Source organism: Bradyrhizobium sp. NBAIM03 (assembly GCF_020194055.1).
GTDB lineage: Bacteria > Pseudomonadota > Alphaproteobacteria > Rhizobiales > Xanthobacteraceae > Bradyrhizobium > Bradyrhizobium yuanmingense.
Map to the genome: position 1 here is coordinate 72108 of NZ_JADYVS010000003.1, position 19488 is coordinate 91595.

Annotated in this window: 16 protein-coding genes; 6 read left to right on the top strand and 10 right to left on the bottom strand. The window is 63.7% G+C overall.

Features of this window, described 5'->3' with window-relative positions:
- Together I6F21_RS05225 and I6F21_RS05230 are read right to left on the bottom strand one after the other, a co-directional pair.
- Positions 1–2010: an EAL domain-containing protein gene (locus I6F21_RS05225; RefSeq protein ID WP_225182845.1), complete on the bottom strand. Its 2010-nt coding sequence runs from the start codon at positions 2008–2010 to the stop codon at positions 1–3.
- A 268-nt stretch (positions 2011–2278) separates the two neighbouring features.
- Complete coding sequence (locus tag I6F21_RS05230; protein ID WP_225182846.1) at positions 2279–3412, bottom strand: hypothetical protein; 1134 nt, start codon at positions 3410–3412, stop codon at positions 2279–2281.
- A 453-nt stretch (positions 3413–3865) separates the two neighbouring features.
- Between I6F21_RS05230 and I6F21_RS05235 the strand changes: the two genes are divergently transcribed.
- Entirely contained in the window at positions 3866–4672 is an 807-nt protein-coding gene (locus tag I6F21_RS05235) for a substrate-binding domain-containing protein (RefSeq protein ID WP_225150386.1), read from the top strand.
- Here I6F21_RS05235 and I6F21_RS05240 read toward each other — a convergent pair.
- Positions 4646–5344 carry an ABC transporter permease gene (locus I6F21_RS05240; protein WP_036007971.1) on the bottom strand — a complete coding sequence of 233 codons (699 nt, stop codon included), beginning with the start codon at positions 5342–5344 and terminating at the stop codon, positions 4646–4648. The genes I6F21_RS05235 and I6F21_RS05240 overlap by 27 nt on opposite strands.
- 316 nt (positions 5345–5660) lie before the next feature.
- Here I6F21_RS05240 and I6F21_RS05245 point away from each other — a divergent pair, with 316 nt between their 5' ends.
- From I6F21_RS05245 to I6F21_RS05260, 4 genes are all read left to right on the top strand, one after another.
- The gene (locus I6F21_RS05245; protein WP_036007996.1) at positions 5661–6512 is read left to right on the top strand and encodes a 3-hydroxybutyryl-CoA dehydrogenase; all 852 of its coding nucleotides are present in this window, start codon (positions 5661–5663) and stop codon (positions 6510–6512) included.
- Between the two features lie 137 nt (positions 6513–6649).
- Positions 6650–7114: a group III truncated hemoglobin gene (locus tag I6F21_RS05250; protein ID WP_036029348.1), complete on the top strand. Its 465-nt coding sequence runs from the start codon at positions 6650–6652 to the stop codon at positions 7112–7114.
- 237 nt (positions 7115–7351) lie between these two features.
- The gene (locus tag I6F21_RS05255) at positions 7352–8005 is read left to right on the top strand and encodes a Rieske 2Fe-2S domain-containing protein (protein WP_036007969.1); all 654 of its coding nucleotides are present in this window, start codon (positions 7352–7354) and stop codon (positions 8003–8005) included.
- A gap of 129 nt (positions 8006–8134) precedes the next feature.
- A complete protein-coding gene (locus I6F21_RS05260; protein ID WP_085972394.1) occupies positions 8135–9859 on the top strand; it encodes a methanol/ethanol family PQQ-dependent dehydrogenase in 1725 nt (574 codons plus the stop codon).
- A gap of 209 nt (positions 9860–10068) precedes the next feature.
- On the opposite strand, the gene I6F21_RS05265 is transcribed toward I6F21_RS05260, so the two are convergent.
- From I6F21_RS05265 to xoxF5, 7 genes are all read right to left on the bottom strand, one after another.
- The gene (locus I6F21_RS05265) at positions 10069–10326 is read right to left on the bottom strand and encodes a hypothetical protein (protein WP_036041998.1); all 258 of its coding nucleotides are present in this window, start codon (positions 10324–10326) and stop codon (positions 10069–10071) included.
- Between the two features lie 72 nt (positions 10327–10398).
- Positions 10399–12711, bottom strand: a complete 2313-nt coding sequence (locus I6F21_RS05270) for a molybdopterin cofactor-binding domain-containing protein (RefSeq protein WP_225182847.1) — start codon at positions 12709–12711, stop codon at positions 10399–10401.
- Position 12712: 1 nt separating this feature from the next.
- Positions 12713–13165, bottom strand: a complete 453-nt coding sequence (locus tag I6F21_RS05275) for a (2Fe-2S)-binding protein (RefSeq protein WP_024342565.1) — start codon at positions 13163–13165, stop codon at positions 12713–12715.
- Positions 13166–13813: 648 nt separating this feature from the next.
- Positions 13814–14377: an S-(hydroxymethyl)glutathione synthase gene (gfa, locus tag I6F21_RS05280; protein ID WP_036007953.1), complete on the bottom strand. Its 564-nt coding sequence runs from the start codon at positions 14375–14377 to the stop codon at positions 13814–13816.
- A gap of 31 nt (positions 14378–14408) precedes the next feature.
- Positions 14409–15518, bottom strand: a complete 1110-nt coding sequence (locus tag I6F21_RS05285) for an S-(hydroxymethyl)glutathione dehydrogenase/class III alcohol dehydrogenase (RefSeq protein ID WP_027574628.1) — start codon at positions 15516–15518, stop codon at positions 14409–14411.
- Between the two features lie 59 nt (positions 15519–15577).
- Complete coding sequence (locus tag I6F21_RS05290) at positions 15578–16069, bottom strand: c-type cytochrome, methanol metabolism-related (RefSeq protein WP_036007993.1); 492 nt, start codon at positions 16067–16069, stop codon at positions 15578–15580.
- Between the two features lie 113 nt (positions 16070–16182).
- Entirely contained in the window at positions 16183–17988 is a 1806-nt protein-coding gene (gene xoxF5, locus I6F21_RS05295; protein WP_036029357.1) for a lanthanide-dependent methanol dehydrogenase XoxF5, read from the bottom strand.
- Positions 17989–18501: 513 nt separating this feature from the next.
- Between xoxF5 and I6F21_RS05300 the strand changes: the two genes are divergently transcribed.
- Positions 18502–19470, top strand: coding sequence for a helix-turn-helix domain-containing protein (locus I6F21_RS05300; protein WP_025037738.1), 969 nt, complete (start codon positions 18502–18504; stop codon positions 19468–19470).
- Positions 19471–19488: the final 18 nt, after the last annotated feature.

Here is a 19488-nt window from a genome sequence, read left to right on the forward strand (position 1 = left end):
TTAGGCCACGACCTTGGTCCCGGTGCCGTCGAGGCGCCGGCTCTCCTTCGCAAGATGGTCGCCAATCGCATCGGCCGGCATGGGCTTGGCGAAATAGTAACCCTGGATGAAGTCGCATCCCAGGCGGCGCAGGGTGTCGAGCTGAGCACGCGTCTCGACGCCCTCGACGACGCAGGCGATCTCCATGTCGTCGCAGAGACCGGTGAGCGATTTGATGATCTTGTGGCTGACGGGATTCTCGTTGATGTCGGAAACGAAGCTGCGGTCGACCTTGATCTTGTCGAGCGGCAGCCGGTGCACGTGGCTCAACGACGAATAGCCGGTGCCGAAATCGTCCAGCGAAATGCCGCAGCCCATTGCCTTCAGCGTTGCGATCGATTGCTGTGCGCGGACGAAGTCGAAGGTGACGGCGGTCTCGGTGATCTCGAAATCGATCCGGCGCGGCGGCAGCCCGCTCTTCTCGATGATCGAGATCAGCGGCAGGATGCCCTCCGCCGCACAGACATCGTGGGCTGAGAGATTGAACGACAGGCGGATGTGATCGGGCCATGTCCTGGCGATGGCGAGCGCGCGCACGAGCAGCGCTTGCGTCAGCGGCCGGATCAGTCCGATGCGCTCGGCGGCCGGAATGAAATCGGCCGGGGAGACCAGGCCGAGGCGGGCGCTGCGCCAGCGCGCCAGAACCTCGAAGCCGGCGGTGTGCTCGCTCATGGCATCGACGATCGGCTGGAACACCAGGTCCATCTCGGTGCTGAAATCGGCGGTGCGCAGCAGATTCTCGATGACTCCGCGACTGCGGATCTCGGCCTCGAGCTCGCTCGAGAAGATCACGGTGCGGCCGCGCAGATGGCGCTTGGCGTGATAAAGTGAATAGTCGGCGCACTCATAGAGTGCTTCCGCGGTCGTTGCCGATTGGGGAAACGAGGCAAAGCCGATCGAGCAGGACAGCCCGGTATGGGCGGTGTCGAGCTGGTAGGGAAGCCTGACCTGGTCGCCAATGCGCTGGCCCAGCCGCAGCAGGTCCGCATCGTCGGGGTCGCCGCAAACGACAAGGCCAAACTCGTCGCCGCCTAATCGGGCGAATTCGACCCGCTGCGGACCAAAGCCCTCGCAGACCTCGCGGATGCGCCGGCCGGCCTCGATCAGGACGCGGTCTCCGACCGAATGGCCGTAATTGTCGTTGATCGGCTTGAAACCGTCGAGATCGATGATGCCGACCGCGATCCGAACTTTCCTGCGTTCGGCATCGGTGAAGGCGCTCGACAGCTCGGCGAAGAAGCGGCGGCGGTTCGGCAGCTCGGTGAGTGAATCGAGATTGGCAAGGCGGAAGTTCTCGTCAGAGAGCGCCTGCGTCGCCGCCTGTTGCGAGAGCAGCGACTTGCGGCTGGCGACGAGATCGGCGAAGTCGCGATAGTAGATGAACAGCACCGTCACCATCGCGGCGGAAACCAGGAGGTTGTTGACCGCGATCGCCTTCAGCGTCGGCTCGCCCGTGGCGAAGAAGAACAGCACATAGGGCACGTCGACGATCAGCGTCACGATCAGCGCCGCCGAGCGCAGATGCATCAGCGAGAAGATGCAGCCGATCACGGTGACCGCCATGTAGAACGCGACCTGGCTCTTGGCGAAGGGATCGCCGTAGGGGTAGAGCGCGAAGGACCAGGCGGTGAAGCCGGCACCGATCGGCAGGGTCAGCCAGTTGGTGGCGCGCAGATTGCGCAGGATGTCGGCATCGCTGCGCACCAGCCGGCGCTGGCGCAGCCACCAGAAAGTCCGTAAGGCCGCGAGCACCGTCAACACGGCCGGCACGATCATCGTCAGCCAGTCCGGCGCCACGTTCACATAGGTGTAGGCGACCGCAATCGTGTTGCTGATGAGGATGAAGTAGAGCAGCGGGATCTGCTTGGAGAAGGCGTCGAACTGCGCCCGCGTCAGGTCCGGATTGTCGGCGGGAACGCGAAACAATCGCATCGCGGCGGCAAGATGAGATTTCAAATCGGCAACAGGCATTGCAATACGAGCCCCAGATCCCCTGAAAAACGTGGGCAATCTTGCACGGCAGGGGTAAAGGGCCCGTTAGATCAATTCTGGCCCGGGCAGGCCAGCACTGGTTGCGCGCTGCCTTACGATTTTCCGATCGCGTGCATTGGTGAGGTCCCGTTAAGGATATCCGGCCGCAGCGTGCGCACGTCTCAGGCACAGGTCGCCCGAAATCGCTGCAGCTACCGCCTGCTATCGCCCATGCGCGACATCAGCCTAGCACATGGCCACGGTCGGATCAGGCGAGGACGGCCTGGCGCTCGCGCGCCGGTTCGCGGACGCGCTCGCTGGTCCGCGGCTCGGCAAGCTGCGTGAAGCTCCGATGGCTCGCCTGAACCGGTGCCTCGACGATCACGCCCTCACAGACGATCTGTCCGCCGAGCATCCTGAATTCCAGCTTGTCGTAGCGCGGCATTGTCTCGCCGGGTGCCGGGGGCAGCAGCCCGATGCTTCCCTGGATGTTCAGCGCGGCTTCGCCGGTGCCGTGCAGCCGCGGATTCCACATCCTGATTCCGCTCTCCGCCCAGCGCTGCCGGATCAGCGCCGCGCGGTCGGCGGGCTCTGCGGCTCTCGCGCGAACTTTCGGGACGTTGCGGATCTCGGAAGGGGGAGACGCGAGAGGCTGAACCGGCTCGATGGCGGTGACGCCGCTCAATGAGTCGTTAGTTGCCGCAGCGAGCGGAACATCGTTTGTAGGGACTTGCGGGCTTTCGACAACGGGCGCCGGTTCGCTGTCGGCGCTGGCTTCAGAGGCATCAGTCGTGACGCTATCGGCCTCGGCGCGGAGAAGCTCGACTTCTTCGACAGCGACCGGATCGACGGCGGCGGAAACGTCGGGCGAGGAGGCCGCCTCGATGATGACATCAGGGACATCAGTCAAGGCGGTCGCGACGTCCGCTGACGAAATCACAACCTCCTCTATGACGGCGGAGTCGATCTCTGCAGGAATCTCAGCAGGCGATGCATCGTCGTCAACGATGGCGAGATCAGAGGCTGCAACTGGCCCACTCTCCGCACCGACCGATGCAGTCAGCACCTCCTCGGAGACTGGCGGCGTCGCGGGCGCCTCGATTTCCGCCACGGTCTCCGGAGAGGAGTCCCCGCTGATACGGATTTCGTCGGACGGATTCTCCGCGACGACAGACACAGCCGCATCGTTCTCCGCGACCAGAGCCTTGGTGGCGGGGGCAGCGTCGTCGCGCACCGGGGCGGTGCAGATCTCGGCGCTTGGAGCTTGAGCCGGGACCTCGACGTCTTCGATGATGGCGGGCGAAGCGTCCGTGGCGGTCGGCGCGACCTCAATGTTGCCGCTGTGCGGCACAGGCCGGAGTCGGGAAAACGCCCAATTCACCGCAGGGATGCGGCGCAGCAACGATATCAGTCTCGAAAGCACTGGGAGTTGTCCAAGAGGTGCTCGGCGTGAAGCAATCGCTGATTCGTCAGCAATGTGAAAACCTGCCCCGGCCGTCACATCCGTGTCAATGTAGGGTGGACCAATTGCAGAACATCCGCGCATCCAGCGCGCATCCGCCCGAGTTACGCAACCCGCACAGCAGCCGATGATGCAATAATACCCCTGTTTTGCCCGACGCCGCAAGCGTGTCTTCGGCAACACCGAAATGCTCAAGCCTTTCAACCCCATCGCTACTGTGCATGGGGTTGTTTTTTCACTTCTTGTTTTGCAGGCGTGCCTAGCGCGCGCCGGCGCGCTTTTTCTGCGAGGTGCACCGCCCGCATCAACTCTCGTTGCGATCCGAAGCTTGGGGTTCCCGCCATCCTTGCGAGCCGCTATTCAGAGCCGTCATTGTCTGGCCGAGGACGTCGCATGAGGAAGCTTGTCACCATCGCGGTTCTGCTCTGGTCCACCATCGCATCCGCACAGGATCGCACCATCACCGTGGCTTCAACCACCTCGACGGAACAGTCGGGGTTGTTCGGTCATCTGCTGCCGCTGTTCTCTAAGGCCGAAGGCATCGGCGTGAAGGTCGTCGCCGTCGGCACCGGCCAGGCGCTGGACATCGGGCGGCGCGGCGATGCCGACGTGGTGTTCGTCCACGACAGGCCCGCGGAGGACAGGTTCATGTCCGAAGGGCAGGGCGTGAAGCGCTTCGACGTCATGTACAACGACTTCGTCATCATCGGCCCCAAGAGCGATCCGGCGCAGATCTCGGGCAGCAAGGACGCGGCCGAGGCGCTGCGCAAGATTGCGACCGCAAAGGCGCCGTTCATCTCGCGCGGCGACAAGTCCGGCACGCATGCGGCCGAGCTGAGACTATGGAAGGAGGCTGGCGTCGACCTCAGTGCCGGCAAGGACATTTGGTACCGGGAGATCGGCCAGGGCATGGGCCCGGCGCTGAACATGGCCTCGTCGTCGAATGCCTACCTCCTGTCGGACCGCGGCACCTGGCTGTCGTTCAAGAACCGTGGCGAACTCGCCATCCTGACCGAGGGTGACAAGCGGCTCTTCAACCAGTACGGCGTCATGCTGGTCAATCCTGCAAAGCATCCGAACGTGAAGGCAAAGGAGGGACAGGCTTTCGTCGACTGGCTGGTTTCGCCGCAAGGGCAGCAAGCGATCGCCGGGTACAAGGTCGGTGGCGAGCAGCTATTTTTCCCCAACGCGCCCAACTAGGACGAAGGCGACGGTCGAGACCGCGACGCTGAGAGCGAGCAGGATCAGCCCGAGTCCGAGCGCCAGCGGCAGCTCGCCTTTGCTGGTTTCCAGCGCGATCGCCGTCGTCATCGTGCGGGTGAAGCCGCGGATGTTGCCACCGACGATGATGATGGCACCGACTTCCGCAATGGCGCGCCCGAACGCGGCGAGAAAGGCCGTCAGCAACGAGGTCCGGCCGAGCGCGAACAGCAGGGCCATGCTGCGCAGGGCCGACAGCCCGTCGATCCGCGCCAGGTCGCCATACTCCGCCCACAACAGGCTTGCCGGCCGGTGCACCAGCGCCACCACGATCGGCGTCGCCAGCAGCGTCTGCGCGATCACCATGGCGGCCGGCGTGAACAACAAGCCCGCCGCCCCGAACGGGCCGGACCGCGACAGCAGAAGATAGAGCGCGAGCCCGACCACGACCGGCGGAAGCCCGAGCAGGGCATTGGTCAGAATGATGATGATTTGGCGTCCCCGGAAGCGGGTGATCGCAAGCAGGGCTCCAAAGGGGGCGCCGATCAGGAGCGCCAGGATGCTGGCTGTCAGGCTGACCCGCAACGACAGGGCGACGATGCCCAATAGCTCGGTGTCGGCGTCGCCGATCAGCGCAAAGGCGGCACCGATGGATCGTGCGAAATCGTTCATCCGGTCTCGGGCAAGCCCCTGTTCCGCGGTAGCCCCGCGCCGCCCTTCTCGCTGCTGCCGCTGCCATAATCAAGGGGCCAGGGGGTGGGCAACCCCGCCGGAGCCGTTGGAGAAGGGCTCAGGATGATCGATAGACGCGGCCAGGGACCGACAATCGAGGCGCCTGGCGGCCCCGCGGGCGGCTTTCTTCCGGCCTCGGATGCGCTAAGGAACAGGATCGGGTCGCGCCGGCCCAATGGCGGTGCTAGACCCTAATGCAGGAACAATGGAGCCGGGCTGCGACTGGCGCGCCCGCAAGGATGAAGGATGTGACGCAATGATCCAGACCGTTGGCATCATCGGGGCAGGGACCATGGGGAACGGCATCGCGCAGGTCTGCGCGGCCGCCGGCCTCTCGGTCGTAATGGTCGATATTTCCGATGCGGCGGTGAACCGCGGCCTTTCGACCGTCGGCGGAAGCCTCGAGCGGCTGGTCAAAAAAGAGAAGATGTCGGCGGCCGACCGCGAGGCGACGCTCAAGCGCATCACCGGCACCACGGACCGGGCGAAGCTGTCGGATTGCGACCTCGTCATCGAGGCCGCGACCGAGAACGAGGAGCTCAAGGTCAAGATCCTGAAGGATCTCTGCGCCACCCTGTCGCCGCGCACGCTGGTCGCGACCAACACCTCCTCGATCTCAATCACCAAGCTCGCCGCCGCGACCGACCGTCCCGACCGCTTCATCGGCATGCACTTCTTCAACCCGGTGCCGGTGATGGCGCTGCTCGAACTCATCCGCGGCCTGCAGACCTCGGACGACACCCATGCCAAGGCGCTGGATTTCGCCAAGCGCGTCGGCAAAGTGGCGATCACGGCCAAGAACAGCCCGGGCTTCGCCGTCAACCGCATCCTGTGTCCGATGATCAACGAGGCGATCTTCGCGCTCCAGGAGGGCATCGCGACGGCGGAAGAGATCGACGCGGGCATGAAGCTCGGCTGCAACCATCCGATCGGGCCGCTCGCACTTGCCGATCTCGTCGGGCTCGACACCATGCTTTCGGTGATGGAGGTCTTTTACAAGGGCTTCAACGATCCTAAATATCGGCCAGCGCCGCTGCTGAAAGAGATGGTCGATGCCGGCCATCTCGGCCGCAAGACCGGGCAGGGCTTTTACACTTATTCCGCCTGACGAAGGCATTGGCGGCGGGCGCCCAGCGTCCGCCGCCAGATCCCGCAATTTGCGCTGCGACAAAGACGCCGCGTGCGATAGGCCCGACAATGTCGAACGGGCGGCCTGCGGGGATAACGGAACGGATAGCAAAGGACATGTCGGATCGACTGAAGGCCGAGCGGGAAGCTGCGGCCGCGCGCCGGAGCCTGTTGACCCAGGATGCGATCGAGCGCACCGGGATCACCGAGGAGATGATTGGAGAACTCGTCACCCGCTTCTACGGACGCGTGCGCGAGGACGCGCTGTTGGGGCCCGTCTTCGGCGTCGTGCAGAATTGGGACGAGCATCTCGCCAAGCTCAGGGATTTCTGGTCGTCGGTCGTGCTGATGAGCGGCCGCTATCATGGCTCGCCGATGCGGGCACACCTGCCGCTCAGCCTGGCCGGCGGCCATTTCGATCGCTGGCTCGATCTGTTCGAGCAGACCGCGCGCGAGGTCTGCCCGCCGGCGGCGGCTGCGCTGTTCATCGACAAGGCGCGTCGTATCGCTGACAGCTTTGAGATGGCGTCGGCAACACTTGCGGGCCGCATCGCTTCGCCGCGTCACGTGCTCAGGTCGTGAAGGACACGATGCCTGCGTGGGATTCCGCATCGCATCGTGGCGTCGCAGCAATTCCTCCATCATCGGATCTGATCTGCGAAATCATCATGCCATTCGCGCAACGCGATGTAGAAATCGCGAAAACGCGCTTGAACGCATTTACTCCTACGCAATCAACGCGAGCAAAGCCATATTGATGCACTGCGGCGCCAAGTCTTCGCCTTGTTTTCGGCAGAGTTCCAGCGCCTGCTAGCAGGCATGGCTCGCGCATCGTTCGATACCCATTCATCATCTTCCGAAAATGCTACGGAACCCGACGTCGAAGCGGGCACCGAACAGACACGGCGATCCCTGCTGCTCGGTGCGATGGCCACGACGGCGTGTCTCGGCTGTTCAACCAGGGCCCGCGCAGGTGAGGATCCGCCCGGCTCGGATGAGCGGCCGCAGAAAGGCGATCTGCTCGTCTTCTCCGAAGGTGACCAGGAGGGAAAGCTCATCACTGCGGCTGATCTACGGGTCGGTGGACCGCCGATCCATGCCTGGCCGAAGGACCCCACCACATCGGTGGTGCGCAGCGCCTCGCGGCTCAACGAAATCCTGATCATCAAGCTCGATCCCGCCGACCTCGACGAGAAGACCCGCGCGCGCGCCGTCGACGGCATCATCGCCTATTCGGCGATCTGCTCGCATGCCGGCTGTCCCGTCACCGCCTGGGTGAAGAGCGATGTCGGCGACAAGGAGGTTTTCAAGTGCATGTGCCACAACTCCGAATTCGATCCCCGCGCGGGCGCGCAGGTCGTGTTCGGGCCGGCGCCGCGGCGGCTAGCAGCGCTGCCGCTGGCGCTCGCTGATGGTTCGCTCAGCGTCGCCGGCAATTTCATGGGAAAGGTAGGTGGCACACAGCCAGGATGATGGACGGTTGCGGGCTGGGCCCGCCTCACGACTAGCCGCTTCCGCCGAAGGGCGGGCGACGGAACGAACGACAAGAATTCACAACAAGAATTCAAGCGGATGAAAAGGGGAACGTCCATGAAAACTTCCATGATCAGGAAGCAATGGTTACTGTCCGGCTTGGTCGCCTTCACGTGTCTTGCCTCAACCGCCGCCCTATCGGGTCCGATCGAGAGTTATTCTCCGGTCACCGCGCAGCGGCTGGAAAACCCCGAGCCCCACAACTGGATGCTTTACCGGCGCACCTATGACGGGCACGGCTATAGCCCGCTCGATCAGATCAACACCTCCAACGTGAAGAACCTCACACCGGTCTGGACCTTTTCCACTGGCGTGGTCGAAGGCCATCAGGCCCCGCCGATCGTCAACAATGGCGTGATGTTCGTGACGACCCCAATGGGCCAGGTGATCGCGCTGAATGCGAAGACCGGCGACGAATACTGGCGCTACAAGCGGCAGCTTCCTGACGATCTGTTCCAGCTGCATCCGACCAACCGCGGCGTTGGTCTGTGGGAGGACAAGCTCTACCTCGCCACCACGGACGACCACGTGGTCGCGCTCGATGCCAAGACCGGCAAGGTGCTGTGGGACACGAAGGTGCAGGACTACAGGAAGGGGCAGTACCTCACCCTGATGCCCTTGATCGTCGACGGTAAGGTCATTGTCGGCGGCTCCGGCGGCGAGTTCGGCGTGCGTGGCTATATCGTTGCTTATGATGCCAAGGAGGGAAAAGAGTTGTGGCGGACCTACACCATCCCCGGTGAAGGCGAGCCCGGTCATGACACCTGGCAAGGCGACGACTGGAAAAACGGCGGCGGGTCGGCCTGGATGACAGGCAATTACGACAAGGAGACCAGGACGATCTATTGGGGTGTCGGCAATGCCGCGCCATGGCCCGGCGACTCGCATCCCGGCGACAATCTCTACACAGCATCGGTGCTCGCGCTCGATCCCGACACTGGCAAGATCAAGGCCTATCACCAATACCACCAGAACGATTCCTGGGATTGGGATGAGGTCGACGCGCCGATGCTGATCGATTTGCAACGCAACGGCCGCACCATCAAGAGCCTGGTCCATCCCGGCCGCGACGCGATCTTCTGGGTGCTGGAGCGGACTCCGACCAAGATCAATTACGTCGCCGGATGGCCGTTCGTCTTCACTGACGTCTGGAAGGGCATCGACGAGACCGGCAAGCCGATCGTGGATCCAGCGCACAAGCCGGTGATCGGCAAGCGCGTCGAGTTCTGTCCCTCGCTGTGGGGCGGCAAGGATTGGCCATCGGCGGCCTACAGCCAGAGGACCGGCCTCGTCTACGTGCCTGCCAACGAGAATTTCTGCGGCGGCTTTACCGGCGAGAAAGTGCCACTCAAGCCGGGCGAGCTCTGGCTCGGCACCAAGCCGGAAGACATCGGCCTGAAGGTAAAGCCGGGTGCGGATCATTTTGGCGAGCTGCAGGCCTGGGATCCCGCAACCGGAAAGAAGGTCTGGCAGCACAACTTCCCCAAGTCGCATCTGTTCGGATCGGTCACGGCGACTGCGGGCGATCTCGTCTTCGTCGGCGGGACCAACGACCGCTATTTCCGCGCCTTCCACGCCAAGACGGGCGAACTGCTGTGGGAGCAGAAGACCAACTCCGGCATCGTCGGCATGCCGGTGTCATATGAGATCGACGGCACGCAGTACATCGCGATCCAGTCGGGCTGGGGCGTCGACGCGCAGCGCATCCAGGATGCGCTCGTGACCAACAATATCGGCATCGAAGCCAACGTGCCGCAGGGCGGCGTCGTCTGGGTCTTCGCGCTGAAGAAATAGCTCCGCGGGCGGATCGAAAGAAGCGGAGCAGCGGGGGGTGGCGAATGCGGCGGATGGCAACATCCGCCGCATTTGTTTGCGATGGGCGTCGAACGCGCCATGCACTCGTCGTCATGCCCGGGCTTGTCCCGGGCATCCACGTCTTCGTGCCGCGGCAAGGCCGTGGATCGCCGGGACAAGCCCGGCCATGAGGGCATGTGGTGCGAGGACTACTTCCCCTCGCGCTCGACCTTGTCCTTCTCCTTCTGGTTCATCTCGCGAATCTTGGGATCCGGATTGTGCTGCCCGGTGGTCTGGGTGGCGGAGGCGGGTGGGGCGTTGGCGTTCGGCAGCGAAGTCTGGTCGGGGCCGGTGGGGCGCGTCGCGGTGGTCGGCGGCGTCGTGTTGCTCTGGGCGAATGCGCCCGCGGCGGTCAAAAGAAAGGCGCCCGACAGCGAGACTGCGAGCGCCCTTGAGATGTTGGTCATCGATCTGCTCCTGTCAGATCGATGGAAACGGCGCGAGGCGGCTTGTGTTCCGCCTCGCACTTCGGTTCCGTCTCACGCCTCCAATTGCTTGCCGATCGGAAGCGCGCGGATGCGTTTTCCCGTCGCTGCGAAGATCGCGTTGATCAGGGCTGGCGCGAACGGAGGAACGCCGGGCTCGCCGACGCCGCTCGGCGGCGTGTCGGGTCCGGGCGGCACGATGTAAACGTTGGTCACCACAGGCGAGTCGTCCATCCTGACGACCTGGAAGTCGTCAAAATTCTTCTGCTGCACCTTGCCGTCCTTGAAGGTGATCTCGCCGTATTTGGCGAGACTGAGCCCCATGATCGCCGCGCCCTCGATCTGCGAAGCGATGCGCTCGGGGTTGACATAGGTGCCGCAATCGATCGCCGTGTCGACCCGCGGCACCGTCAGCTTGCCCTTGTCGTCGACGGCGACCTCGACGATGGTCGCGATGTAGCTGACGAAGCTGCGGTGCACGGCGATGCCGAGACCGTGGCCCTTCGGCACCTTTCGTCCCCATTCGCCCTTCTCGGCGACCAGCTCGACCACCTTGCGCAGGCGCGCGGTGTCGATCGGGTAGCTGTCCTGGGGCTCGCCGTAATTCCAGAGGTCCTTCACGTTGGGCTTGACGATGCGAGGCGAGCCGATCAGCTCGAGCAGCATGTCTTTCTGGTCGCGGCCCGTTGCCTGCGCGATCTCGCCGACCATCGACTGGACGGCGAAGGCGCGCGGGATGTTCGAGACCGCGCGGAACCAGCCGATGCGGGTGAACGCCGCGGCTTCCGGGTTCTCGCACGAGATGTTCGCGATCTCGAACGGCATATCGACCAGGCCCATGCCGATCTCGAACGGCGCCTGATGCACCGTGCCGGCGGCAAAGGTCGAGGCGATGCTGGGAGCCACGCTGCGGTGGCGCCAGGCGATCACCTTGCCGCTCTTGTCGAGGCCGGCCTCGATCCGCTCGACCGAGACGGTGTGCAGGAAGCCGTTGTGGATGTCGTCCTCCCGCGTCCACTGCACCTTCACCGGCGCGCCGAGCTCCTTCGAGAGCAGCGCGGCTTCGAGCGCAAAGTCGCATTTCGACTTGCGTCCGAACCCGCCGCCGAGCAGCGTCACGTTGACCGTGACGTTGGCCTCGGGAATGCCGAGCGTCTTGGCGACGTCCTCGCGGGTGCCGCCGGGGCTCTGAACCGGCGCCCAGATCTCGGCCTTGTCGCCCTTGACGTCCGCGACCGCCACCGGCGTCTCCATGGCGACATGGGCGAGATGCGGAAGGTAGTATTCGCCGACGATCACCTTGTCGGCGCTCTTCAGGGCAGCGTCCGCATCGCCCTCCTTGCGCAGCACGAGCCCCGGCTTGCGCGAGGCCTCCTCGAGCTCCTTGCGGTAGGCGACGGAGTCGTACTTGCCGTTGGGACCGTCGTCCCAGGTCAGCTTCAGCGCGTCGCGGCCCTTGATCGCCGCGCCTGTGTTGCGCGCGATCACCGCGACGCCGCCGAGCGGCTGGAATTTCGAGGGCCACGGCCAGCCGCGCACCTGCATCACCTTCTCGACACCGGGGACCTTCAGCGCCTCCGCCGGCTCGAACTTGACCAGTTTGCCGCCGGTCACCGGCGGACGGGCGATCACGGCATATTTCATGCCGGGCAGCCGCACGTCGGCGCCGTAGTTCGCCTTGCCGGTGGTGATATCGTGGAGATCGACAATGCCGATCTGGCCCTTGCCGAGATAACGGAAGTTCTTGGGGTCCTTCAGCTTGAGGCCCTCGATGCTGGGCACCGATTCCTTGGCGGCGTCGGCAGCGAGCTCGCCGAAGCCGAGCTTGCGCCCGCTGGCGCTGTGCACGACCTCGTGGTTGACCGCCTTGACCTCGGTCGCCGGCACGCCCCAGCGCTTGGCCGCGGCCTGCTCCAGCATTGTGCGAGCCGAAGCGCCGATCTGGCGCATCGGGATCAGATAATGCCGCGTGCTGCGCGAGCCGTCGGTGTCCTGGTTGCCGAACTTGACCTCGTCGCCATGGGCTTGCCGCACCTTGACCCTGGACCAGTCGGCCTCCATCTCCTCGGCCACGATCAGCGGCAGGCTGGTGCGCACGCCGGTGCCCATTTCCGAACGATGCCCGACGATGGTGACGATGCCATCCGCGCCCACCGAAACGAACACGCGCGGATCGACCACGACGCCATGCGGCATCTTGCCGGCGCCGGTCTCATAGGCGAGCGCCTGGCGCGACATCACGGGGGCGGCGAGCACGAAGCTGCCGGTGACGCCGAGCCCCTTCAGGATGCTGCGGCGCGACACCTTCTCGACCTTGATGTGCTTTTCGAAGCCGCGAAGCTTGCGGGGATTGTCGATGAAGTTCATGTCACACTCCCGTCGATGCGAGATGGACGGCATTCTCGATGCGCTGATAGCAGCCGCAACGGCAGATGTTGCCGGACATCGCCTCGCGGATCTGGTCGTGCGAGGGTTTGGGATTCTCCATCAGAAGCGCCGCGGCCTGCATGATCTGGCCGGCCTGGCAGAAGCCGCATTGGGGCACGTTGACCTGACGCCACGCCTTCTGCACCGGGTGATCGCCGTTCGGATGCAGGCCTTCGATCGTGGTGACCTCGCGTCCGGCGACGTCGTTGACGGACGTGATGCAGGCGCGCACCGCTTGCTTGTCGACGATGACCGTGCAGGAGCCGCACAGGGCCTGGCCGCAGCCGTATTTGGTGCCGGTGAGACCGGCCTCGTCACGCAGGAACCAGAGTAGCGGGAGATCCGGGTCACCGTCCCAGCTCTGTTCCTGGCCGTTGATCTTCACCTTGATCATGATCGTGCCTCGCTCTTCATAAGCATGCCAAATTCAAAGTCCGCCGACGCCGGTCGGCGACCGCTCGTGCGTCGTCTCGCCACATCCCGCCGTGGTCCCGCGCGGGCAAATCCCGGAAGGAGGCAGGAACGCAGCTAGCGATGTCTGGATGTGCTCGATACCTCCCGTTTTCTTCTTAATTGATTGTACGTCGTGCGGCATCGTGACGGCGCGACCTTAGCAGAGATCGCGCCGACCCGGCGTTCACAGCCGAGTGTTCTCACCGGGAAAAGATTGCATCGACGGTTTGTCAAAAGCAGGGCGCGTCATCCGCCACGTTGCGTATCAAATGGACGCAACGAAAAAAGCTTCGTCCGCCGGCTGCACCGAACGGACGAAGCAGTAGGCCTCAGTCGAGGGAGGGAGAACGCAGAGCACCGCGAACTTCAAGCAGGAAGCGGACGGTCCTGCGCAGTCATTCAGAGACCAGGACTGAGGAGCCGATGGTCCTCACCCACGCGTGGTGCAGAAGCGGCGGCATCGCGCCGCGGTGGTCCCGGCAGCGGGGACCCGTGAGGCTCGCTGGCGGCAACGAACGCCAGCGAGCTGCAGATGGTGTAGCCAAGATCCGGCGGCCGGCCAGTTCAGGCGGGCGTCCAGGCAGTCTTCCTAAGCGGCTTTGGCCTTCGCGACATGGGTCGCGATCGCGTCCATCAGGGGCGGGGACAGGCAGTCATAGGGCTCGAGGCCGATCTCCTTCAGCCGCGAACGGATGCCGGCCATCTGCTCGGGCTTCACACCCGATTCGATCACGGAGGAAACGAAGGCGGCGAATTGCGGCGCCTGCGAGCCCTGCTCCTGGAACAGTTCGGGATGGATGAAGTCGAGGCCGTAGAACGGATGGTTCTTGTTCTCGATCCGGCCGTACATGTGCGTGCCGCAGGCCTTGCAGGCGTAACGCTGGATCACCGCGGAGGGGTCGACGATCTGGAGCTTGTCGCCGTTCTCGAGCACGGTGACGTTCTGTCGCGGCACGACGGCGACGACGGAGAAGGTCGCGCCCTGCGGCTTCCAGCACTTGGTGCAGCCGCAGGCGTGATTGTGGGCGACGTCGCCCTTGATGCCGACCTTCACCGGATGGTCGCTGCATTTGCAGGCCAGCGTGCCGCCGGCGAAGCTGCCGCTGCCTTGCTTGATGCCGTTGTCAATCGAGGGATGGAGTGCAACAGTCATGGTCGATCCTCCTTGGTGTGACGTTTTCGAGCTAGAACACGACGACTGAACGGATGGATTTGCCCTCGTGCATGAGATCAAAGCCCTTATTGATCTCCTCGAGCTTGAGCACGTGGGTGATCATCGGATCGATCTGGATCTTTCCGTTCATGTACCAGTCGACGATCTTCGGCACGTCGGTGCGCCCGCGCGCGCCGCCGAAGGCCGTGCCGCGCCAGTTGCGGCCGGTGACGAGCTGGAACGGGCGGGTGGCGATCTCCTTGCCGGCCTCGGCGACGCCGATGATGATCGAGGTGCCCCAGCCGCGATGGCAGGCCTCCAGTGCCTGGCGCATCACGGTGGTGTTGCCGGTGCAGTCGAAGGTGTAGTCGGCGCCGCCGTCGGTGAGGCCGACGAGGTGCTGAACGATGTCGCCGGTGATCTTCTTCGGGTTGACGAAGTCGGTCATGCCGAACCTGCGACCCCATTCCTCCTTGGAATCGTTGATGTCGACGCCGATGATCTTGTCGGCGCCGGCCATCTTGGCACCCTGGATGACGTTGAGGCCGATGCCGCCGAGGCCGAACACGACCACGTTGGAGCCCGGCGTCACCTTGGCGGTGTTGACGACGGCGCCGACGCCGGTGGTGACGCCGCAGCCGATGTAGCAGCTCTTGTCGAACGGCGCGTCCTCGCGGATCTTGGCGACCGCGATCTCGGGCAGCACGGTGAAGTTCGAGAAGGTCGAGCAACCCATGTAGTGGTAGATCGGCTTGCCCTTGTAGGAGAAACGGCTGGTGCCGTCGGGCATCACGCCCTTGCCCTGCGTCGCGCGGATCGCGGTGCAGAGATTGGTTTTCTGGCTGAGGCAGCTTTTGCACTGCCGGCATTCCGGCGTGTAGAGTGGGATGACGTGATCGCCCGGTTTCACCGAGGTCACGCCGGGGCCGATCTCGCGGATGATGCCGGCTCCCTCATGTCCCAGGATCGACGGGAAGATTCCCTCGCTGTCGAAGCCGTCGAGCGTGTAGGCGTCGGTATGGCAGATGCCCGTCGCCTTGATCTCGACCAGGACTTCGCCGGCCTTCGGGCCTTCCAGATCGACCTCGACGATCTCGAGCGGCTTCTTGGCTTCGAAAGCAACGGCGGCACGTGTCTTCATCGGTAGCTCCTCAAATCTCATCAGGCGCCAAGAAGTAGTCCTGGCAGCCCTCGTAACGTTCATTTCTTGCCCATGCAGGCGTCTTCAGCCTGGGTATAGGCCTCCGTCTTCTCCTCCTTTTTCGCAGGACGCTGCCGGCCCAAGGCGTCGGTGGAGCGCGCGCGGAGATAGACGTAGAGATCGTCCATGTAGCAGGCGACGTTCGGGTTGTCGCCGAAGGCCGGCATGACGTTCTCCTGCGCGGCCGAGATGTTCTTGCGGCCGGAGGCGACCACGCCGAGGAAGTCACCGTAGCTCATCGACTTCACGGAATCCCTCAGCGCCGGCGCGTATGTCGATCCCATGCCGTCGGGGCCGTGACACACGTGACAGTCCGAATGATAGCGGCGGTATCCGGAATAGGTGAACCAGTCCACGGTGCCGTCGGCCGAAATCTTGTAGGTCGGGTTTCCGTCCTTATCGAGCCACTTTCCGTCGTCTTCCTTCTTCACGGCGGTCGGGTCGCCCGGACCCTCTGCGACCGCGCTTCCTCCGGACACAACGAAGATCATCATCACAGCAATGACAGAGCAGATTTGACGCAAGAGATTGTTCCTCGGTCGGCATTCGGTGGAGACGAGCCGGCGCGTGGAGCGATCCACGCGCCGGAGCGATGCTGACGGGTTTAGTTCGGCAGCGAGAACACGGTCAGGGTACCGCCGAGCGCCGTGTAGTTGCTGAGGGCCGCGTAGCCGCCGACCGCACCGAGGCCTGCGGTCGGGTCGGTCAGGCCTGCCGCCAGTCCGATGCCGGCCCAGCCGCCCACGCCGGAGAGAATGGCAATGTATTGCTTGCCATTGTTCTCATAGGTGGTGACGTTGCCGATGATGCCCGAGGGAGTCTTGAACTTGTAGAGCTCCTTGCCGGTCTTGGCGTCGACCGCCTTCAGGTAGCCTTCGAGCGTGCCGTAGAACACCACGCCCCCGGCGGTTGCGAGCGCACCCGACCAGACCGAGAACTGCTCCTTGTTCGACCAGACGATCTTGCCGGTCTTGTTGTCCCAGGCGATGAAGTTGCCCATGTGGCTTTCGCCCTGCGGCGGATACATCGAGAGCGTCGCACCCACATAGGGCTGACCCGCGGTGTAGCTCACCTTGAACGGCTCATAGTCCATGCAGACGTGGTTGGTCGGAACGTAGAACAGCTGCGTGTCCGGCGAGTAGGCTGCCGGCTGCTGGTCCTTGGTGCCGAGCGCGGCCGGGCAGATGCCCTTTGTGTTCTTGTCCTCTCCGCCGTGCTCGGTCGAGTATTGTGCGACGACCTTGGGACGGCCGTAGGTCGGCGAGTTCTTGTCCATGTCGACGCCGCTGGTCCAGTTCACCTTCGGGTCGTACTTCTCGGCGACCAGCAGTTCGCCGCTCTCGCGGTCCATCGTGTAGGCGAGGCCGTTGCGGTCGAAGTGCGTCAGCAGCTTGCGGTTCTGACCGTTGATCTGCTGATCGCTGAGGATCATTTCGTTGACGCCGTCATAGTCCCATTCGTCGTGGGGCGTCATCTGGTAGACCCACTTCGCCATGCCGGTGTCGGCATCGCGGGCGAAGATCGCCATCGACCATTTGTTGTCGCCGGGACGCTGCTTCGGGTTCCAGGTCGAGGGATTGCCCGACCCGTAATAGACGAGGTTCAGAGCGGGATCGTAGGAGATCCAGCCCCAGGTGCAGCCGCCGCCGATCTTCCACTGATCGCCCTGCCAGCTCTTCAGCGAAGAGTCCGGGCCGACCGGCTTGCCGAGCGAGGTCGTCTTCGCCGGATCGACCTTGATCTGATCATCCGGGCCTGTGGAATAGGCGCGCCAGACCTGCTTGCCGGATTTGAGGTCGTATGCGGTGACATGGCACTGCACGCCGAACTCGCCGCCGGAGATGCCGACCAGGACCTTGTCCTTGACGACCAGCGCAGACGACGTGCCGGTCTCGCCCTTCGCGGGATTGCCGTTGGTCGCCGACCAGGCCACCTGGCCGGTCTTGGCGTCGAGCGCGACGAGGTTGGTGTCGGCCTGATGCAGGATGATCTTGCCGTCGCCATAGGACAGGCCGCGGTTGACGGTGTCGCAGCACATAACGGGGATGACGTTGGGATCCTGCTTCGGCTCGTATTTCCAAACGATCTTGTTCTCTTGCGAAAGGTCAATGGCGTAGACCTTGTTCGGGAACGGCGTATGGACGTACATCATGTTGCCGATGATCAGCGGGCCACCTTCGTGACCACGTAGCACGCCGGTCGAGAAGGTCCAGGCAACTTGGAGTTTCCCGACATTCTGTGCGTTGATCTGGTTCAGCTTCGAATAGCGGGTATTTGCGTAGTCGCCCGCCGGCATCACCCAGTCTTTCGGGTTCTGCGACATCTTGATCAGCTCGTCATTTGCTGAAGCGCTGCCGACGGCGAGAGCCGCCGCCGAACCAAGACAGGTCGCCAGTAGCACCTTGCGCATAGTCATTCCTCCGTTGATCTCGTTTATTGTTTCCGAAGCATTGCTCAATCACCGGGCTTCTCGTCCGGCGTCTGCTCGTGCAGGGCGGTCGCGTGGGGACCAGAAACGATGCTGTGCTGTTTCCTCCTCCTGATGAGAGCTACGGGTCCACGTGCAGGAGCGGCCCGTTCTTGTTGTTCCTGCCGCAATCCCTAACGGCTTCGCCATCGGGAAACTTGCCCAAGAGCGAAGGCGGTTTGCTCGACAGCGCACGGAGGTGAAGATTTTGATTTTGCAGTAGCGAATTCAGCGGCTTCGGTGCGCCCTCGAGGCCGGCCTCGGCGCTCAGGTTCCCCTTGACGGCGCTGCAACTAAGGCGGAGGATTAAGTTTCAAGAGTGGCAATGGAACGATGGCGCTCGTTGCAAGAGACCGCTCAAATGCGAGGTAAACGTCACGCAATCACGGCTGAGGGCTCCGGCAGCGCTGGTTGCGATTCGCGCCGAACCTCCGGATCAAATCAGTGGCTGGATTAATGTCCGACACCATTCACACGCTCTCGACGACCGGAATGACGCCGAAGCGGCAGATCCAGAGCTGGATCGACGGGCTCACGAGCCTGTGCGGGCATTTCGACGTCGATCCGCTGGAAGCGTCCTCGCTCGAAGGTCGCATCGATTACACCACGGTCTCGCGCCTGAAGCTCTGCCAGATCGAGGTCAGCCAGCATCGCATCGCGCACACGCTGGCGCGCGCCAAGGCCAATGAACACCCGTACATAAAAATCCACTTCCAGACCTACGGCGTGTCTTATTTCGAACAAGAAGGCCGTCACATCGAGATCAATCCGGGCGACATCATCGCCTATGACGTCTCCTGTCCGCATTCGATCATCAGTCCGGCCTTTACCCGTCACGACGTGGTGATCGTGCCGAAGGCGCTGCTGCGCGACCGCGGATTCCCGTCGCAGCGGATGCCGGCGTGCAAATTGACGGCGAAGACGGGGACCGGGCGGATCGCCCACGATTTCGTCCATGCCACCTTCGACGAGGCGGCAAAGCTGTCGGCCAACAGCGCGGTCGGCGTCGCCGATTCGCTGATCGACCTGTTGCTGCTGCCGCTGCGCGAAGCCGACACGATGTTCGATCGTGTCGGGCCCGAAGCGATGTATGTGCGCGCCCAGTTCTTCATCCGGGAGCACTTGCGCGACCCGGATCTGTGCATCGACCAGATCTCGGCCGAGCTCGGTTGCTCCAAGCGCTATCTGCACATGCTGTTCTCGGAGCGCGGCACCACGGTGAGCGACTACATCTGGCAGGCGCGGCTGCAGAACTGCCGCCAGGAGCTCGAGGCCCACGCCGGCAAGACCATTACCGACGTCGCCTTCTCCTGGGGGTTCTCCAGCTCATCGCATTTCAGCCGGGTGTTCCGGAAATACTTCGGCGTGGTGCCGTCCTCGATCCACAAGGCACAGCAGGGCGCTGCGAGCTCGGGCGAGCATTAGACGCGGTTTTTCCAGAAG